We start from the raw sequence: 17,922 nt of genomic DNA, 5'->3' as shown, positions 1-17,922 counted from the left end.
GGTCCGGTGGTGGCACTCTCCAGTCGAGAGTGCCAATCTCATGTTTAGCACTCGACCCTTGAGAGTGCAAGAAGCGGGGTCGGTCAGGAGAGCCGCGCGAAGCTGGCGACGTCGTAGGCGCCGACGATCTCGGCGACCCTCCGGAACCGGTCCGTGCCCACCTCCCAGGCGACGAGTGCCGGCTCGGTCTGCCGGGACTCGTAGACCAGGGTCCGGCCGTCGAGCCAGCCGGCGACGGGGCAGCAGTTCTTCCACCGGGAGTCGGCGGGGTCGGCACGATCGGGCGTGACCAGCAGCGCCTCCTGCTGGCCGGTGGTGACCGTCACGAACTCCGCCGGTCGCACGTACGACGCCGGGCCGGGCGGCAGCGGCACGGCCAGGCCCATCCCCCACGCCTGGGCCGCTGCCGAGCCGGAGCGCACGGTCTCGCCGTGGCGCTCGCTGGGTGCCACCGCGAACGACGGCCGCTGCACCTCGACGTCCGGGTGGCTCCCGGCAGCACCGGCACCCACGGCGAACTGGGGGCCGCCGCCCCCGTCCGGGCCCGCGGGCAGGGCCACGACGTCGTCGGCGACCCACTCGAACCAGTAGGTCTCGGCCTGCCCGGTGTCGACGGTGGACCACTCGTCGGTCGCGACGGAGTAGACGCTCAGCGTCCCGTCCTGGGGGAAGACGAGGAGGTCCCCGCCCGGCGAGAGCATCCGCGCGGTCGCGGGGACGAGGTCGTTGCCGCCGTCGAGGTAGGGCTCCAGGGCCGAGACGTCGACCGCCCGGGCGCCGCCCTCGGCGCCGTGCAGCCACACCGTGTCGCCGGCGGCGAACGCCGCGACCGCCCGGTCGCCGCGCAGGGTGGCGCTCATCGCGGCCAGCGCCAGTGGCCCGGTGCGCCCGCCGAGGACCGGGTCGGGGTCGAGCGGCAGCGACCGCTCCTCGACCTGGTCGGGCGCCCACCACACCGGCACGCCCTCGTAGGTCGCGTCCGCGGCCGACGCCGTGCTGGACGGCGCCGTGGTGGCCGGGGCGGGCGCCGGTCGGGTCCCGTCGCCCGGCGTCGGGCGCAGCGCCCAGGTCGTGCCCGACACGACGAGCACCGTCGCCACCGCACCCGCCACCCATCCCGTCGTACGACGCCGCCGGGCCCGGCGGCCGGCCCGCCAGGCGGCCGCGGAGAGGTCGGGCGCGGTCACGTCGTTGACCCGCTCGGCGAGCAGGTCGCGCAGGGTCCGGTCGGTCATCGCAGGTCCTCCAGCAGCTCGACGAGCTCGGGCGCGGCCTCCCGGAGGCGGCGCAGGGAGAGCGAGGTCTGGCTCTTGACGGTGCCGACGCCCACGCCGAGGAGCTCGGCGGTCTCGCGCTCGGACAGGTCGTCGTAGTAGCGCAGCACGACCACCGCGCGCTGCCGTGGCGTGAGCGCGGCGAGCGCCCGGTCGAGCAGCAGCCGGCGGTCGCTGGCGGCGTCGGAGGCGGCGACCACCCGGGCGTCGTCGCGCACCTCCACCACCGACTCGCGGCGGTGCTTGCGCCACCAGCTGATGTTGGCGCGCACGATCACCTGCCGCGCGTAGGCCTCGGGCCGCTGGTCGCGCAGCCGCCGCCAGCGCACGGCCACCTGGGTGAGGGCGTCCTGCACCAGGTCCTCGGCGCGGTGGTGGTCGCCGGTGAGCAGCACGGCCGTGCGCAGCAGCGCGAGCTGGCGCTCACCCGCCCAGCGGGTGAACGACTCCTCGTCGCCCTCGGTCACCATGCCCTTTCCAACGCAGCAGGCGGCCGGCAGGTTGGAGGGTCAGCCGGCCTGCGGCAGCAGATCGGCGACCAGGTCGGCGAAGCGGGCGGCGTTGGCGGGGTCGATGTCGAGGTAGAGGCCGGGCTCGATGAGCTCCAGCTCCGAGACCGCCCACCGGTCCTCCCAGACCATCATGTCCACCCGGGCGTACGCCGGCGGCGCCACCAGGTGGCGCCCGGCGGCCGCGACGGCGGCCTCGGCGAGCGCGGCCTGCTCGCCCCCGAGGTCGACGGCGGCGCTGCTGCCGCCGTAGAGCTCGTGCACCCGGATCTCCTCACCCGCGGGGCGCTTGTCGACCTGGGACGCGGCGGTGCCGCCGAACACGTAGACCGAGGTCTCGCCGCGGGTGCGCACCGACTCCACGAGCGGCTGCACGACCCATGGCGCCGCGACCAGGCCCTCGAGGCGGGGGTCGCGGGTGCTGCTGGCGACGACCACCCCGACCCCGCCCGCACCGGTGCGGGGCTTGATCACCGCGGTACCCCAGCGCGCGGTCGCCGCCTCGAGCCCCGAGACGAGCGTGCGCTCGTCGAGCAGCTCGGTCGGCACGGTCGGCACGTCGGCGGCCAGCTCGGTGAGGTAGGCCTTGTCGGCGTTCCAGACGAACGTGTCCGCGCCGTTGAGCAGCGTGGTCGCGTGGTCGACGGCGCGGGCCCAGGCGAGGAACTCCGCGCAGCGCCGCTGGTAGTCCCAGGTGGAGCGCACCGCCACCACCCGCGCCGCGCCCCAGTCGACGTCCGGGTCGTCCCACACCGCCCAGGCGGCCTCGACGCCCCGATCGGCCAGGGCGGCGGTGACCAGCTCACCCCCCGTCTCGCCGTCGGGCAGCAGCGACGCGGTGGCGAGGAGGACGTCCATGGCTGCAGGGTAGGGGCTCAGCCGGTGGCGGGAAGCGCGTGCCCGAACGGCACCTCCTCGCTGAGGCCGAGCGCGGCCAGCACCGACGGCAGCACCGCCTTGGCCGTGCGGCGGTAGCCCGCGGCGCTGGGGTGGAACCGGTCGAGGGCGAACATCTCGTCGGGGTTGGTCACGAAGAACGGCCCGACCACGTGAGCCAGGGAGACCACGTGGGCTCCAGCCGCGAGCGCCGCCTCGCGCTGCGCGGCGGCCAGCTGGCGCGAGGCCCGGGCCCCCAGCGCCCGCAGCGGCTGGGGCACCGCGGTCAGCGCACCCAGGTCGGGGCAGGTGCCGACCACGACGGCCGCACCGAGCGCACGCAGCCGCTCGACGGCCTCGGTCAGGTGGCGCACAGACTCGGCCACCGGCACCCGGTGGGTCACGTCGTTCCCGCCCACCACGACCACCGCGACGTCCGGGCGGTACGCCGCCGGCAGCCCGTCGAGCTGGGCGGCCAGCACCGACGACTCCGCCCCCACCACCGCCCGCCCGGTCAGCCGCACCGACCGCCGGGTGCGCTTGGCCAGGCGGACCGCCAGCCGGGCCCCGAAGGTTTCCTCGGGTCGCTCCGCGCCCAGGCCCGCCGCGATCGAGTCGCCGAGCACCAGCAGCTCGATCGGGTCGCCGTACTTCTTCTTCCAGGTGCGGTCGGCGTCGAGCGCCTGCTCGCCGAGCGGCTTGCCGATGGCCAGGCGGGCGGCGGCCGCCTGGCGGCGCAGCACCTCCCGCCCCGCCCAGGCGCCGGCCAGGGCGCTGGTGGCGGCCAGGGCCACCCCGGCCAGGACGGGTCTGGTGCGACTCACCCCCCAGTGGTGCCACACCCACCTGAACGGCGGGCGACGAACTCGTGCCGCGGACGTGTCGATCCGCGCCCGGCCCGACCGTCATCCCGGTGACACACTCGACCCGACGAGAGGACGACCATGACCCACCCGCCGACCACCGACCAGGCCTCCGCCGTCCGGCCCGCCCCCCTGCTCGGGGAGGCGTCGTGAAGTTCCTGCTGCTGATGGCCGAGGCCGAGCACTTCGAGCGCTGGGACGCCGCCGACGACGAGGCACGGGAACGGACCTTCGCCGCGTTCGCCGCCTTCGACGAGGCCGTCGAGCAGCGCGGCAGCATCGTCGGGGGCGAGGCCCTCGACCGACCGGCGACGGCCCGGACGGTGCGCCCGGGCACCCCGCGGCACGTGACCGCCGGCCCGTTCGCCGAGACCGTCGAGCAGACCGGCGGCTTCTACGTCATCGACGTGCCGAGCCTGGACGACGCGGTGGAGCTGGCCGGGCTGCTGCCCGCGGAGTACACGATCGAGGTCCGGCCCTGCGTGGCGGCACCCGAGGGGTGAGCGCGCTCGAGCGCGCGCTGCGCGAGGAGTGGGGCCGGCTGCTGGCCCTGCTCGTCGCGCAGTACCGCCGGGTCGACCTGGCCGAGGACGGACTCGCCGACGCCTTCGAGGCGGCGGCCCGCACCTGGGGCGACCGGCCTCCGGCCAGCCCGGCCGCCTGGCTGCTCACGGCGGCGCGGCGCCGGGTGGTCGACCGGCTGCGCGCCGAGTCGGTGGCGGCCCGGCGGCTCCCCGAGCTCGTGGTGGCGGCGGAGCTCACCGAGGCGGCGCAGCGGACGATGGCCGACGCGGGCGAGACCGTGGTCGACGAGCGGCTGCGGCTGGTGCTGCTCTGCGCCCACCCGTCGCTGCCGCGCGAGGCCGCCGCCGCACTGACGCTGCGGCTGGTGATGGGCGTCAGCACCGCCGACCTGGCCCGGCTGTTCCTGGTGCGGACGTCGACGATGGCCGCGCGGCTGACCCGGGCCCGGCAGTCGCTCGCCGGCGAGATCTTCGCGGTGTCCTCGGGTCCGGTGCTCGCCGAGCGGGTCGCCGCGGTGGCCGACGTGGCGTACCTGGCGTTCACGGCCGGCTACGCGCCGGGGTCGGGGGTGGACGTGCTGCGACCCGACGTCTCGGCCGAGGCGATCCGCCTGGTGCGGGTGCTGCGGGAGGTGCTGCCGACGGGCACCGACCTCGCCGAGCTCGACGCCCTGCTGGCCCTGATGCTCCTGCAGCACTCGCGCCGCGACGCCCGGGTCGAGGACGGCCGGTTGGTGCTGCTCCCCGAGCAGGACCGCTCCCGGTGGCACCTCGACGAGGTGGCCGAGGCCCTGGACCTCCTCACCCCGCTCGCGACCGCGCCACCGGCGCCGTTCCTCCTGCAGGCGCTGGTGGCCGCCGAGCACGCGCTGTCGGCGACCGGTGGCGGCACCGACTGGTCGCGGGTCGTGGCTCGCTACGACGAGCTGCTCGCCCTCGGCGACTCCCCCGTCGTCCGGCTCAACCGGGCCGTGGCGGTGGCGGAGGTCGACGGCCCCCTCGCCGGGCTGGACGCGCTGTCGGGGCTCACGGACGCCGACCTGCCCGACCACCGGCTGCCTGCCGCCCGGGCCGAGCTGCTCGGCCGCGCCGGGCTGGTGGCGCAGGCGCGGACGGCGTACGACGACGCCGTGGCCCGCTGCGGCAACGAGGCCGAGCGGGCCCACCTGGCGGCGCGGCGGCTCAGCCTCGACGCAGGAACCGACGACGGCCGGAGCGGGTGAGCGCCCGCAGCTCGTCGAGCCGGGCCTCCGCCTCCCGGGTGTCGGCGCGGGCCGCGGTGAGGCGACCCCGCACCCGGGCGAGCCGCTCGCGGGTGCGGGTCAGCTGGCCCTCGCGCTGGGCCAGACGCGCCTCGAGCCGGCGGAGCTGCTGCTCGCGCTCCTCCACGGCCTCGGCCAGCTCGACGGTCTTGCGCTCGAGCTGGCCGCGCAGCTCGCCCACGAGCGCCACCGGCGGCTGGAGCGTGTCGGCCACCCGGAACACGTTGGGTCGGGTGGGCCGGCCGCGCCCCGCGAGCCAGGTGTGCACCGGGGACTCGTGGTTGGGCAGGTCGACCAGCCGCGGCGCCAGGTCGGCGCGGTGGAGCGCGTGGACGACCGAGAGCTGGTCGCGGCGCGAGTAGCGCAGCAGCTGCCACCACCACTCGCGCATCGCGGTTTCCACGGCGTCGGTGTGGCGACGGGCCAGGATCGCCGTCCACGGCACCGGCGCCTGCAGCAGCTCGGGCGCCTGGGCGGCGTAGTGGGTCAGCTGCTCGTAGAGCCGGCTGTGGTCGTCGAAGCCGGCCAGCAGCACGGCCTCGAACTCCGCCACCACGTCGGCGCGGTAGGAGTGCCGCGGCAGCGCGAGGTCGGCCCCGTCGAGCCAGGTGTCGAGCAGCTCGCCTGGGTCGCCGTCGAGCCGCACCCGCGCATCGACCCACAGCGTCTCGTCGTACGCCGCGAGGTCGGGGTGGCCGAGCAGCTTGAGCGCCCGGGCGCTGCGCACCGGGTCCATCGCCAGCGCCGGCTCGACCACGCGCACGTCCCAGCTGTCACTCGTCAGCCCCGGGTCGTCGGTGAAGCAGATCCACGGCAGGTCCGACGAGGCGGCGAGGGGCTGCTCGGCGAGCTCCTCGTAGCCGCCCACGAGCGCGGTGTAGACGGCGCGGGCAGGCACCTCGTCACCCTAGCCGCGAGGTGGCGGCGTCGAGCAGCCAGGCGGCGCCCGTCGCGCCGGCCACCAGGCAGTCCTGCCCGTAGAGCCAGCGGCCGTCGCGGAGCCGGCGCACCAGCTCGGCGTTGCCGCCCGGCACCTGCACCAGGCCCCCGGTGCGCTCGTCGAGCAGCAGCACGGTGTGGCGCAGCGCCAGGTCGGCGACGTACGACGCGGGCAGGTGGAGCACCTCGATCATCAGCACCCAGCGGTCGGTGCGCGCCAGCGCGGCCGCGCCCCCGGCGAGCACGTCGGCCTCGAAGCCCTCGACGTCGACCTTGACGCAGAACGAGCCGGCGCCGTCGAGCTCGTCGCCGAGCAGCTGGTCCAGGGTGGTGGCCGGCACGGTGGCGAGGCCGTAGCGCTCGGGGTGGTCGCCGTCGCCGGGCGCGGCGATGGCCGACTGCCCCGACCAGGCCAGGTCGACGGCGAACGACGCCGTGCCCGCCTCCCGGGCCAGCACCTCGGGCCGGACCTCGACGTCGAGGTCGTTGTCGACCAGCGTGCGCTCGAGGAGGCCGCGCACCACCGGCTGCGGCTCGAAGGCGACCACCCGGGCGGCGGGCGGCAGGTCGACGCCGACCAGCATCTCGCCGTAGTTGGCGCCGACGTCGACGACGAGGTCCCAGGCGTGGGCGGCCAGGGCGCGCTGCCAGAGCCGGCGCGACCCGGGGTTGAGGTCGCCGTTCGCGGCGACCAGCCGGCGGCCGCGCTCGTCGGCGGGGTCGACGTGGATGACGCGGCCGGACGCCGTGGTCGCGCTCAGCTCGGGCACCCGCCCACCCTAGGCGCGGGCGGCACGCGGCCGGTCAGCCGCCGGCGACGGCCGGGATGACCGAGACCTGGGTACCGTCGGGCGTGGGGGTCTGCAGCTCGGAGAGGAAGCGGACGTCCTCGTCGCCGACGTAGACGTTGACGAAGCGGCGCAGGGCGCCGTTGTCGTCGAGGATCCGGCCCTTGATGCCGGCGTAGCTGCCGTCGAGGTCGTCGAGCACCTCGGCCAGGGTCGCGCCGGTGGCGGTGACCTCGGACTCGCCGTCCGTGTAGGTGCGCAGGATGGTGGGGATGCGGACGGAGACGCTCACGTTGCTCCTCGGCTGGGGCTGGGCTGGATCGGGGTGGCGGTCGGTCAGACGATGCCGGCGTCGGTGAACGCGGCGTACGACGGGGCGATGGTCGCGACCGGGCCGACCCGGTCGGAGATCGCGTCGAGCGTCTTCAGGCCGTGGCCGGTGTTGATGACCACGGTCTCGAGCTCGGGGTCGAGCTGGCCGGTCTCGACCAGCTTGCGCAGCACCGCCACGGTGGTGCCGCCCGCGGTCTCGGTGAAGACGCCCTCGGTGCGGGCGAGCAGCACGATGGCGTCGCGGACCTGGTCGTCGGTGACGTCCTCCACCGCACCGCCGGTCTGGCGGCAGATGTCGAGCACGTAGATGCCGTCGGCGGGGTTGCCGATCGCCAGGCTCTTGGCGATGGTGTCGGGCTTGACCGGGCGGATCGCGTCGACGCCGGCCTTGTAGGCCACCGAGACCGGCGAGCAGCCCTCGGCCTGGGCGCCGAACACCTTGTAGGGCTTGTCCTCGACCAGCCCGAGCCGCACCAGCTCCTGGAACGCCTTGTGCACCTTGGTGAGCTGGGAGCCGGAGGCGACCGGGATGACGATCTGGTCGGGGAGCCGCCAGCCGAGCTGCTCGGCGATCTCGTAGCCCAGGGTCTTGGAGCCCTCGGCGTAGTAGGGGCGGACGTTGACGTTGACGAACGCCCAGCCGTCCTCCTCGCCGGCGATCTCGGAGGCGAGCTTGTTGACGTCGTCGTAGTTGCCGTCGACGGCGACGAGCGAGTCGGTGTAGACCGCGGAGTTGACCTGCTTGGGCTGCTCGAGGTTGCTCGGGATGAACACCACCGTGCGGATGCCGGCGCGGGCGCCGGCGGCGGCCACGGCGTTCGCGAGGTTGCCGGTGCTGGGACAGGCGAAGACCTTCGCGCCGAGCTCGCGGGCGGCGCTGAGCGCGCAGGCGACGACCCGGTCCTTGAAGGAGTTGGTGGGGTTGGTGCTGTCGTCCTTGACCCACAGGGTGGCGATGCCGAGCTCGCGGCCGAGGTTGTCGGCCCGGAGCAGCCGGGTGAAGCCGGGCTCCATGTTGGGGCTCTGCTCGATGTCGGTCGGCACCGGCAGCAGCGCCTTGTAGCGCCAGATGTTGCGGGGACCGGCCTCGATCTCCTCGCGGGTGATCCGCGGGAAGTCGTAGGCGATCTCGAGCGGCCCGAAGCACTCCGGACAGGCGTAGAACGGGCCCAGCGCGACCTGCTGGCCGCACTCGCGGCAGGCCAGGGCCGTGGCGTTGCCGAACGCGCCCTCGCGCAGCCCGGCCCGGGGGTTGGTGGTGTCGGTCTCGACGACGACGACGCTCACTGATCCTCCTCCTCATCTTCCCCGGGGCGACTCTCGCACCGGGCCGGAATTGGCACCGTCTCCACGACTGCCTGGTCGGCAGGGGGCACGTGGCGGTTGCCGGGACTTCTTCGGGCCGTTCCCTCAGTCCCTCGTGATGAGCAAGCAGAACCTTACGGACGCCGCCGCCCCGACCCCACTCGACGTCCGGGATGTGGACCGTCATACCGGGATGTGGACGCAGGGGGGCGGTAGTCCGTGACGTTTCGGCCCTCGGCGCCCGGTAGTCCGTGACGTTCGGGCCCTCCGGAGCCGCCGGGGCGGACCCAAACGTCACAAACTATCGCGGTCAGGCCGCCGCCGAAGCAGCCTCCTCGACGGGCGTGAGCGCACCGCGGACCACGTCGAGGACGTCGCCGACCACGTGGACGGTCAGCGCGTCGCGCACCTCGGCCGGGACGTCGTCGAGGTCGGGCTCGTTGCGCAGCGGCACGAACACCTCGGTCAGGCCGGCGCGCTGGGCGGCGAGCAGCTTCTGCTTCAGGCCGCCGATCGGCAGCACCCGGCCGTTGAGGGTGACCTCGCCGGTCATGCCGACCTCCGAGCGCACCGGGCGGCCGGTGGCCAGCGAGGTGAGGGCGGTGACCATGGTGATGCCGGCCGAGGGGCCGTCCTTGGGCGTCGCGCCCGCGGGGACGTGCACGTGGATCGCCCGGTCGAAGAACGCCGGGTCGACGCCCAGCTCCTCGGCGTGCGAGCGCACGAACGACAGCGCGATCTGGGCCGACTCCTTCATCACGTCGCCGAGCTGGCCGGTCAGGGTCAGGCCGGCGCCCCCCTTCTCACCCGGGTCGTGCGCGGAGGCCTCGATGAAGAGCACGTCGCCACCCAGGCCCGTGACGGCCAGACCGGTCGCGACGCCCGGCACCGCCGTGCGCTCGGCCGACTCGGGGGTGAACCGAGGCCGCCCGAGCAGCTCGGTGAGGTCGGGCTCGTCGACGTCGACGCGGGTCTCGCCGGTCGCGAGCCGGGTCGCGGCCTTGCGCAGCGCCTTGGCCAGCAGCCGCTCCATCTGCCGCACGCCGGCCTCGCGGGTGTAGTTGGCCGCGAGCTCGCGCAGCGCGGCGTCGCTGATCGAGAACTCCTCGTCGGTCAGCGCGGCCCGCTCGAGCTGGCGCGGGAGCAGGAAGTCGCGGGCGATCGCGACCTTGTCGTCCTCGGTGTAGCCGTCGATGGTCACCAGCTCCATCCGGTCGAGCAACGCGCTCGGGATCTGCTCCACGACGTTCGCGGTCGCGATGAACAGCACGTCGGACAGGTCGAGGTCGAGCTCGAGGTAGTGGTCGCGGAAGGTGTGGTTCTGCGCCGGGTCGAGCACCTCGAGCAGCGCCGCCGCCGGGTCGCCGCGGTAGTCGGCGCCGACCTTGTCGACCTCGTCGAGCAGGACGACCGGGTTGATCGAGCCGGCCTCCTTGATCGCCCGGACGATCCGGCCGGGCAGCGCGCCGACGTAGGTGCGGCGGTGGCCGCGGATCTCGGCCTCGTCGCGCACGCCGCCGAGGGCGACGCGCACGAACGTGCGGCCCAGCGCGCGGGCCACCGACTCGCCCAGCGAGGTCTTGCCGACACCGGGAGGCCCGGCCAGCAGCACCACGGCGCCGGAGCCGCGGCCGCCGACGACCTCCAGGCCGCGCTCGGCGCGACGGGCGCGCACGGCGAGGTACTCCACTATCCGGTCCTTGACCTCCTCGAGGCCGTGGTGGTCGGCGTCGAGGACGGCGCGGGCCGCGACGACGTCGTTGCTGTCGTCGGTGCGGACCAGCCAGGGCAGCTCGAGCACGGTGTCGAGCCAGGTGCGGATCCAGCCGGTCTCGGGGCTCTGGTCGCTGGAGCGCTCGAGCTTGTCAACCTCGCGCAGCGCGGCCTCGCGGACGGCGTCGGGCAGGTCGGCGGCCTCGACCCGGGTGCGGTAGTCGTCGGCACCCTCGGGCTCGCCCTCGCCGAGCTCCTTGCGGATCGCGGCGAGCTGCTGGCGCAGCAGGAACTCGCGCTGGTTCTTCTCCAGCGACTCGCGCACGTCCTCGCTGATCTTGTCGCTCACCTCGGTCTCGGCGAGGTGGTCGCGGGTCCAGGCGATGAGCGTCTCGAGCCGCTCCTCGACGTCGGGGGTCTCCAGCAGCTGCCGCTTCTGCTCGTCGCCCAGCCACGGCGCGTAGCCGGCGGCGTCGGCGAGCTGGCCGGGGTCGGCCATCCGGTTCACGGTGTCGATGACCTGCCACGCCTCGCGACGCTGGAGCAGGGCGACCACCAGCCGCTTGTACTCCTCGGCCAGCTCGTGGGCGCGCTCGGTGGGCTCGTCGTCGACGGTCTCGACCTCGACCCAGAGCGCGGCGCCGGGGCCGGTGACGCCGGAGCCGATCCGGGCCCGCTCTCCGGCGTTGAGCACCGCGGCCTTGCCGCCGCCGGAGAACCGGCCGACCCGGTCGATGGTGGCCACGACGCCGAACGACGCGTAGCGGTCCTCGAGCCGCGGGGCGACCAGGAGGCGGGAGTCGCTGCCGGCCCGGGCGGCGTCGACCGCGGCCTGCGCGGCCTCGTCGAGGGCGATGGGGACGACCATGCCGGGCAGCACTACGAGGTCGGAGACGAAGAGCACGGGGAGCCTGGTGACGGACACTGGCGATCCCACCTTTCACAGGACTTGAGTGGTGTCGGCTCAACTCCCGGGGCAACCGGAGTGTTCCTCCGTTCGCCCTGAGCGAACTCGCTCCTGCTGGGATGCCGGGTGGGGCTCAGGCCCGGGCGGCGCCGGCGTCGTGCGCCAGCCGGCGCAGCAGCGCGAGCACGCCCTCCGGCCCGTCGACCACCACGTCGGCGAGCGCGACCAGCGCGCCCTGCTCGTACGACGCCGAGCAGACCAGCAGGGTGGGCATCCCGGCGCGGGCGTGGGCCGCGACCGCCTCGAACGCCTCCACGTCGCCCAGGTCGTCGCCGGCGAACAGGAAGCCGCCCGCGTCGAGGTCGGCGACCAGCTTGTCCACGGCCCGACCCTTGTGCATGCCCGACGACCGCACCTCGATCACGGCCCGGCCCGGCTCGAGCACCAGGTCGTGGCGCTCGGCCAGCTCGCGCAGCACCGGCACCAGCCGCTCGTACGCCGCGGTGGCGTCGGGCAGTCGCCGGGTGTGGACCGCGACCGCGAGGCCCTTCTCCTCGACGTAGGCGTCGGCGGCGTCGACCGAGCGCAGCGCGCGGGGCAGGTCGCGCAGGAAGGTGGCCAGCCCCTGCGGCGGCCGCGGGCCGACCACCCGCCGGTTGGTCGAGCTCCACTGCTCGTTGCCGTACTGGCCGAAGAGGTGCAGCTCCTTGCCGACCTTCTCGATGTCGTGGCCGACGTCCTCCAGCCCGCCGAGGTCGAGGGCCTGCCGGGCCGGGCGGCCGGTGATCACCGCGATCGCGCGCACCTGCTCGGCCAGCTCGACCAGCACCTCGCTGGCGTCGGGGTGGATGTGGGCCTGCTCGGGGTCGTCGACGATCGGCGAGAGGGTGCCGTCGAAGTCGAGGCCGACGACGGTCTCGGCCGCGGCGCGCACCAGCGCGGCGTACCGCTGCTCACCCTCGGGAGACGTGAACTCCACGGGTCCAGCCAACCATGCGCCACCGGCGCGGGGTGCGTCAGGCCGGTCAGGTCAACGCAGGCGGGTCAACGCAGGCGGGTCAACGCAGCCCGGTCAACGCAGCCGGGTCAACGCAGCGGGCCGGTGAGGATCAGCGTGAGCCGGTCGCCGCGCATCGGGTCGACGGCGGGGGCGGTGCGCTTGACGCCGAGGTCGAGGGCGAGCTGCTTGGCGGCCGCCTTGAGCCGGGGCGGGAAGTAGACCGTGGTGTCGGGGATGGTGCCGTACCAGTTGTCGGTGCCGACCACCTGCCAGCCTGCGGCCTTGACCCGGGTGGCGACCTGGCCGGCGAGACCGGTGACGCCGGAGTTGTTGTAGACCTCGACGTAGACCTTGCCGCGTACGACGGCGGGCGGCTCGGGCTTCGCCGGCCGGCTCGGCTCGGCCGAGGGGCTGGCCGGGGCGGAGCTGCTGGGGCTGTCGGCCGCCGGGGTGATCTCGCGCTCCTCGGGGGCGCCGCCCCGGGTCGCGAACCAGGCGAGCGCGGCCATCGCGACCGCGACCACGCTGAGGATGACGACCGGCGAGGGCGCAACCGCGCCGCGCTGGGACCGCCGGGTCGCCCGCCGGGTCACCTCAGACCTCGAAGCCGAGGCGGCGGGCGGAGCGCTGGCGCTGCCGGGCGGCACGCAGCCGGCGCAGCCGACGCACCAGCAGCGGGTCGGCCTCGAGCGCCTCGGGACGGTCGATGAGCGCGTTGAGGACCTGGTAGTAGCGGGTCGAGGACATGTCGAACTGCTCGCGGACGGCGGTCTCCTTGGCCCCGGCGTACTTCCACCAGTGCCGCTCGAACTCGAGGATCTCGCGGTCGCGGTCGCTCAGCGCGGGCCTGTCCGTGGTCCCCTCGCCGGGGACGACGTTCGCGGCGTCCATGTGATCACTCCCGATGTCTCGCGTCGGCTGGGTCCGACAGGTGTCCACGAGCCACTCTAGGCGAGTAATCACAACGATGTCATTCGCCTCCGGGGGCGAGTCGGCGGAGGCTGGCGTAGGTTCGCCGCCATGCCCGATCCCGCCACGCCCGAGCCCGCCGCGCCCCGGCCCACCACCGACGACCCCGTCCGCTGGGGCGTGCTGGCCCCGGGCGGCATCGCCGCGACCTTCGCGCGCGACCTCGCGCTGGTGCCGGAGGCCACGCTGGTGGCCGCCGGCTCGCGCACCCTCGCCTCCGCCGAGGCCTTCGTCGCCGAGCACGGCGGCCGCGCCCACGGGTCCTACGCCGACCTGGTCGCCGACCCCGACGTCGAGGTCGTCTACGTCGCCTCCCCCCACGCGTTCCACCTCGAGCACGCCCGGCTGGCCCTCGAGGCCGGCAAGCACGTGCTCTGCGAGAAGCCGGTCGCCCTCAACGCCGCCGAGGCCGAGGAGATGGTCGCCGCCGCGCGGGCCGCCGACCGGTTCCTCATGGAGGGCATGTGGACGGCGTGCAACCCGGTGGTGCGCGAGCTGGCGGCCGGGCTGCGCTCGGGTCGGTGGGGCACCCCGCGGCGGCTGCACGCCGAGCTCGGGTTCGTCGTGCCCCGCGACCCCGGTCACCGGCTGGTCGACCCCGCCCTGGGCGGCGGTGCGCTGCTCGACATCGGCGTCTACCCCGTGACCTTCGCCCACCTGCTGCTCGGCGAGGCGGAGTCGCTGTGGCCGGTCGGCGACCTGTCCGACCGCGGCGTCGACACCGACGTCGTGATCGCCGGGAGCTACCCCGGCGGCGTGCTGGTCACGCTCAGCGCCTCGATCACGTCGTGGTCGTCGAAGCGAGCCGAGATCGCCACCGACACCGGCCGGATCGTCGTCGAGCAGTTCCTCCACCCCACCGCCGCGACCTACACGCCGTACGACGACGAGCGGCCCGCGGGCGAGCCCGAGACCATCACCGGCACCGAGCCGCTCGTCGGCCGGGGCTTCGGCAACGAGATCGCCGAGGTGGGCCGGTGCGTGCGGGCCGGGCTGCGCGAGAGCCCGCTGGTGCCGCACGAGCAGACGCTGACGGTGATGCGCCAGCTCGACTCGGTGCGCGCCACGCTCGGGGTGCACTACCCCGGCGAGCCGGACCTCAGGTAGCGCACCACCGCCTGGACGCGGCGGTGGTTGGTGTCGTCCTGGTGGAGGTCGAGCTTGGTGAAGATCCGCTGGATGTGCTTCTCCACCGCCCCCGGCGTCACCACCAGCGCCGCCGCGATCGCGCCGTTCGACCGGCCCTCGGCCATCAGCGCCAGCACGTCGCGCTCGCGCGGGGTCAGCGCCGCCACCGGGTCGCGGCGCCGGCCCATGAGCTGCTGCACCACCAGCGGGTCGAGCACCGTGCCACCGTCGGCCACGTCGGACAGACCGTCGAGGAAGTCGTCGACCTCGCTCACCCGGTCCTTGAGCAGGTAGCCCACCCCGCCGTCGCCGGAGGCGAGCAGCTCGTCGGCGTAGGACACCTCGACGTACTGCGAGAGCACCATCAGCCGGGCCCCGGGCCAGGCCCGGCGCACCTCGGCGGCCGCGCGAAGACCCTCGTCGGTGTGGCTCGGCGGCATGCGCACGTCGACGACGCTGACGTCGGGGCGGTGCGCGAGCGCGGCCTCGACGTACGCCGTGCCGTCGCCCACGCCGGCCACCACCTCGTGGCCGGCCTCCGCGAGCAGCAGCTGCAGCCCCTCGCGCAGCAGCACCGAGTCGTCGGCCACGACCACCCGCAGCGACCGCCGGCTCACGACGCGCCCCGGCCGGGCCCCAGCGGGATCCGCGCCACGAGCGCGGTCGGGCCACCCACGGGCGAGTCGAGCAGCAGGGTGCCGTCGACGCCGGTGAGCCGCTGGCGCAGCCCGGCCAGGCCCAGGCCCTTGCCCTCGTGGGCCCCGCCGAGGCCGTCGTCCTCCACCAGCACCAGCAGCTCGTCGCCGTCGGGCCGGGCGGTGACGACCGCGCGAGCGGCGCCGGCGTGCTTGGCGACGTTGGTCAACGCCTCGGCGACCACGAAGTAGACGGCCGTCTCGACGTGGGGCGGCAGGTCGGCGGGCAGGTCGAGCCGGGTCTCCACCGGCACCGGGCTGCGGAGCACCATCTCCTCCAGCGCGACCGCGAGGCCGCGGTCGACCAGCAGCGGCGGGGCGATGCCGCGCGAGAGCGCGCGCAGCTCCTCCACGGTCTCGCGGGCCTGCACCAGGGCCGCGTCGATCGTCGCGCCCGCCTGCTCGGGGTCGGTGCCGAGCTGCTTGCGGGCCCGGCCGAGGTCCATGCTCAACCGGACCAGCCGCTGCTGCGGCCCGTCGTGGATGTCGCGCTCGAGCCGGCGCAGCGAGGAGGCCTCGGCCTGCCGGGCCGCGTCGCGGCCGGTCTCGACCCGCTGCACCTCCTGCTGGAGCTCGGCACGGCTGCACAGCAGGGTGGTGGCCAGGCCGGCGTGGGTGGCGGTGACGGCGCGCACCACAGGCACCAGGGTGAGCAGCAGCACCGCGCCGATCGCGAGGTGGAGCAGGCTCTCGGCGTCGCGGCCCTCGCCCAGCCCCAGGAGCTCGGCCAGTCCCTCGTTGCTCTCCGGCAGCCAGCGCGACCAGAACCAGTAGGTGAGCCCGCCGAGGATGCCGCCCCACCAGGCGACGACGATGCTGAACGCGATGGTGCCGGTCACCAGGCTCACCAGGCCCCACACCACGTCGAGCCAGGTCTGCGGGTCTCGGTACGGCTCCACGGCCCGCCGCCACCACACGCTGCTGACCGGCGGTCGGGCCGGCGACGGCGCCCGGCGGCCGAGCAGCGAGCGCAGCCGCAGCCGCTCGAGGCCGGCGAGGCCGCGGGCCACCTGGGCGGTGACGCCGAGCACGACCACGCCGACCGGCAGCACCACCAGGGTCGCGAGGCCCAGCGACAGCCCGGTCACGGTCAGCACGAACGCCACCACCGCCACCGGCAGCGCGCTCACGGCGTACGTCGTGTCGAGGACCAGGCGGCGGACGCCGCGGGGTGCGTCGCGGTGCGGCGCTGCGGTCTCGACGGGCTGGCTCATGGTCAGGGTCTCGGTCATGGCTCCATGCTCGGGCGCGGGACGGCCCGGGCTCGATCCTGCCAGCACCCCGACCCGGTGTCGGGTTGTCCCGACACCCGCCCGGAGGCCGGGTCACGAGGAGGCGGGTCGCGGGAGGCGGGTCCGACCGCGGACCGCATAGGGTGACGACCATGGCCTGGGACCTCGTCGTCGTCGCGAACCGACTGCCGGTCGACCGGGTGCAGCTGCCCGACGGCACGGCGGGCTGGCGCCGCTCCCCCGGCGGTCTGGTCAGCGCGATCGAGCCGGTGATGCGGGCCCACGACGGGTGCTGGGTCGGCTGGCCGGGCGGCACCGACCAGGACCTCGAGCCGTTCGAGGACGACGGCATGACCCTGGTGCCGATGACGATGACCCGCGACGACATCGAGGGCCACTATGAGGGGTTCTCCAACGGCACCCTGTGGCCGCTCTACCACGACCTCGTGGCCAAGCCGGAGTTCCACCGCGAGTGGTGGGACTCCTACACCCAGGTCAACCAGCGCTTCGCCGAGAAGGCCGCCGAGCTGGCCGAGGAGAACGCCACGGTCTGGATCCACGACTACCAGCTCCAGCTGGTGCCGCGGATGCTGCGCGAGCTCCGCCCCGACCTGCGGATCGGCTTCTACCTCCACATCCCGTTCCCGCCCGCCGAGCTGTTCCAGCAGCTGCCCTGGCGCCGCCAGCTCCTCGAGGGCCTGCTCGGCGCCGACCTCGTGGGCTTCCAGCTGCCGGGCGCAGCCCAGAACTTCATCCGCCTGGTGCGCCAGCGGGTCGGGCACAAGACCCACCGCGACCTGGTCTACCTGCCGGACGGGCGCACCGTGCGGGCGGCGGCGTTCCCGATCTCGATCGACGCCGCCGGCTTCGAGGCGCTGGCGACCTCCCCGGCCGTGGCCGAGCGCGCCCAGGAGATCCGCGACGCCCTCGGCAGCCCGCGCAAGGTCTTCCTCGGCATCGACCGGCTCGACTACACCAAGGGCATCTACGCGCGACTGCGCGCGTTCAGCGAGCTGATCAAGGACGGCCATCTCGACGTCGAGGACGCCGTGTTCGTGCAGATCGCCGTGCCGTCGCGCGAGCAGGTGGAGCAGTACCGCATCCTCCGCGACGAGATCGACCGCCTGGTGGGCCGGATCAACGGCGACCTGGGCCGGATCGGCCGCCCGGCGATCAGCTACCTCCACTCCTCCTACCCCCGCGAGGAGATGGCGGCGCTCTACCGGATGGCCGACATCATGGTCGTCACGCCCTACCGCGACGGCATGAACCTGGTCGCCAAGGAGTACGTCGCCTGCCGGTTCGAGGACGACGGCGCGCTGGTGCTCTCGGAGTTCGCGGGCGCGGCCGACGAGCTGCGCCAGGCCTGGCTGGTCAACCCCTACGACATCAACGGCATGAAGGCCGCCCTGCTCGAGGCCTACCAGGCCGAGGACAAGGAGCTGACCCGCCGGATGAAGGCGATGCGCAAGACGATCAAGCAGCACGACGTCGTCGCCTGGGCGCAGGGGTTCATGTCCGAGCTGTCCGACGTGCGCAACCCGCACAGCAAGCCGGTCCGGCCCGCCCGCCGGTCGTGACCCGCACGGACGCCGCCCGCTGAGC

At 74.7% G+C, this 17,922-nt stretch carries 18 protein-coding genes and 1 riboswitch; of the genes, 4 read left to right on the top strand and 14 right to left on the bottom strand.

Annotated elements, in window-relative coordinates; genetic code table 11:
- Positions 1-83 precede the first annotated feature (83 nt).
- From JT721_RS13885 to JT721_RS13870, 4 genes are read right to left on the bottom strand one after another with little or no spacing between them, the layout of a single operon-like run.
- Complete coding sequence (locus JT721_RS13885; protein ID WP_205473823.1) at positions 84-1,235, bottom strand: hypothetical protein; 1,152 nt, start codon at positions 1,233-1,235, stop codon at positions 84-86.
- Positions 1,232-1,744 (bottom strand): SigE family RNA polymerase sigma factor, encoded by a 513-nt coding sequence (locus JT721_RS13880; RefSeq protein WP_205473821.1) that lies wholly within the window; start codon positions 1,742-1,744, stop codon positions 1,232-1,234. Before JT721_RS13880 ends, JT721_RS13885 begins: the two co-directional genes overlap by 4 nt.
- A 39-nt stretch (positions 1,745-1,783) precedes the next feature.
- Entirely contained in the window at positions 1,784-2,641 is an 858-nt protein-coding gene (locus JT721_RS13875) for a hypothetical protein (protein WP_205473819.1), read from the bottom strand.
- Positions 2,642-2,658: 17 nt separating this feature from the next.
- On the bottom strand, positions 2,659-3,483 hold the full coding sequence (locus JT721_RS13870; RefSeq protein WP_205473816.1) for an SGNH/GDSL hydrolase family protein: 825 nt from the start codon (positions 3,481-3,483) through the stop codon (positions 2,659-2,661).
- Positions 3,484-3,671: 188 nt separating this feature from the next.
- Here JT721_RS13870 and JT721_RS13865 point away from each other — a divergent pair, with 188 nt between their 5' ends.
- Positions 3,672-4,025 (top strand): YciI family protein, encoded by a 354-nt coding sequence (locus tag JT721_RS13865; protein WP_307828056.1) that lies wholly within the window; start codon positions 3,672-3,674, stop codon positions 4,023-4,025.
- The gene (locus JT721_RS13860; protein WP_205473813.1) at positions 4,022-5,269 is read left to right on the top strand and encodes an RNA polymerase sigma factor; all 1,248 of its coding nucleotides are present in this window, start codon (positions 4,022-4,024) and stop codon (positions 5,267-5,269) included. The genes JT721_RS13865 and JT721_RS13860 overlap by 4 nt, the downstream gene beginning before the upstream one ends.
- On the opposite strand, the gene JT721_RS13855 is transcribed toward JT721_RS13860, so the two are convergent.
- The 8 genes from JT721_RS13855 to JT721_RS13820 form a co-directional block, all read right to left on the bottom strand.
- The gene (locus tag JT721_RS13855; protein WP_205473811.1) at positions 5,229-6,206 is read right to left on the bottom strand and encodes a glycosyltransferase domain-containing protein; all 978 of its coding nucleotides are present in this window, start codon (positions 6,204-6,206) and stop codon (positions 5,229-5,231) included. The two genes, JT721_RS13860 and JT721_RS13855, sit on opposite strands and share 41 nt — an antisense overlap.
- A gap of 4 nt (positions 6,207-6,210) precedes the next feature.
- A complete protein-coding gene (locus JT721_RS13850; protein WP_205473808.1) occupies positions 6,211-7,017 on the bottom strand; it encodes an FkbM family methyltransferase in 807 nt (268 codons plus the stop codon).
- A 34-nt stretch (positions 7,018-7,051) separates the two neighbouring features.
- Positions 7,052-7,327 (bottom strand): MoaD/ThiS family protein, encoded by a 276-nt coding sequence (locus tag JT721_RS13845; RefSeq protein ID WP_205473804.1) that lies wholly within the window; start codon positions 7,325-7,327, stop codon positions 7,052-7,054.
- 44 nt (positions 7,328-7,371) lie between these two features.
- Complete coding sequence (gene thrC / locus JT721_RS13840) at positions 7,372-8,607, bottom strand: threonine synthase (RefSeq protein WP_240340764.1); 1,236 nt, start codon at positions 8,605-8,607, stop codon at positions 7,372-7,374.
- A gap of 57 nt (positions 8,608-8,664) precedes the next feature.
- Positions 8,665-8,798: riboswitch (SAM riboswitch) on the bottom strand.
- 185 nt (positions 8,799-8,983) lie between these two features.
- Positions 8,984-11,311: an endopeptidase La gene (lon, locus tag JT721_RS13835; RefSeq protein ID WP_205473798.1), complete on the bottom strand. Its 2,328-nt coding sequence runs from the start codon at positions 11,309-11,311 to the stop codon at positions 8,984-8,986.
- A gap of 115 nt (positions 11,312-11,426) precedes the next feature.
- Positions 11,427-12,272, bottom strand: a complete 846-nt coding sequence (otsB, locus tag JT721_RS13830) for a trehalose-phosphatase (RefSeq protein ID WP_205473795.1) — start codon at positions 12,270-12,272, stop codon at positions 11,427-11,429.
- A gap of 107 nt (positions 12,273-12,379) precedes the next feature.
- Positions 12,380-12,886: a LytR C-terminal domain-containing protein gene (locus JT721_RS13825; RefSeq protein WP_307828055.1), complete on the bottom strand. Its 507-nt coding sequence runs from the start codon at positions 12,884-12,886 to the stop codon at positions 12,380-12,382.
- Between the two features lies 1 nt (position 12,887).
- Positions 12,888-13,184: a DUF3263 domain-containing protein gene (locus JT721_RS13820; RefSeq protein WP_205473792.1), complete on the bottom strand. Its 297-nt coding sequence runs from the start codon at positions 13,182-13,184 to the stop codon at positions 12,888-12,890.
- A 129-nt stretch (positions 13,185-13,313) separates the two neighbouring features.
- On the opposite strand from JT721_RS13820, the gene JT721_RS13815 reads away from it, so the two are divergent.
- The gene (locus JT721_RS13815) at positions 13,314-14,369 is read left to right on the top strand and encodes a Gfo/Idh/MocA family protein (RefSeq protein WP_205473790.1); all 1,056 of its coding nucleotides are present in this window, start codon (positions 13,314-13,316) and stop codon (positions 14,367-14,369) included.
- Here JT721_RS13815 and JT721_RS13810 read toward each other — a convergent pair.
- Entirely contained in the window at positions 14,342-14,992 is a 651-nt protein-coding gene (locus JT721_RS13810; protein ID WP_205474000.1) for a response regulator transcription factor, read from the bottom strand. The two genes, JT721_RS13815 and JT721_RS13810, sit on opposite strands and share 28 nt — an antisense overlap.
- 11 nt (positions 14,993-15,003) lie before the next feature.
- Positions 15,004-16,317 (bottom strand): sensor histidine kinase, encoded by a 1,314-nt coding sequence (locus tag JT721_RS13805; RefSeq protein ID WP_205473787.1) that lies wholly within the window; start codon positions 16,315-16,317, stop codon positions 15,004-15,006.
- A 152-nt stretch (positions 16,318-16,469) separates the two neighbouring features.
- Between JT721_RS13805 and JT721_RS13800 the strand changes: the two genes are divergently transcribed.
- Positions 16,470-17,897 carry a trehalose-6-phosphate synthase gene (locus tag JT721_RS13800; protein WP_205473785.1) on the top strand — a complete coding sequence of 476 codons (1,428 nt, stop codon included), beginning with the start codon at positions 16,470-16,472 and terminating at the stop codon, positions 17,895-17,897.
- The last annotated feature ends 25 nt before the right edge of the window (positions 17,898-17,922 follow it).

This window comes from Nocardioides sp. SYSU D00038 (genome assembly GCF_016924665.1).
GTDB lineage: Bacteria > Actinomycetota > Actinomycetes > Propionibacteriales > Nocardioidaceae > Nocardioides.
This window is presented reverse-complemented; position numbering and strand designations above follow the sequence as displayed.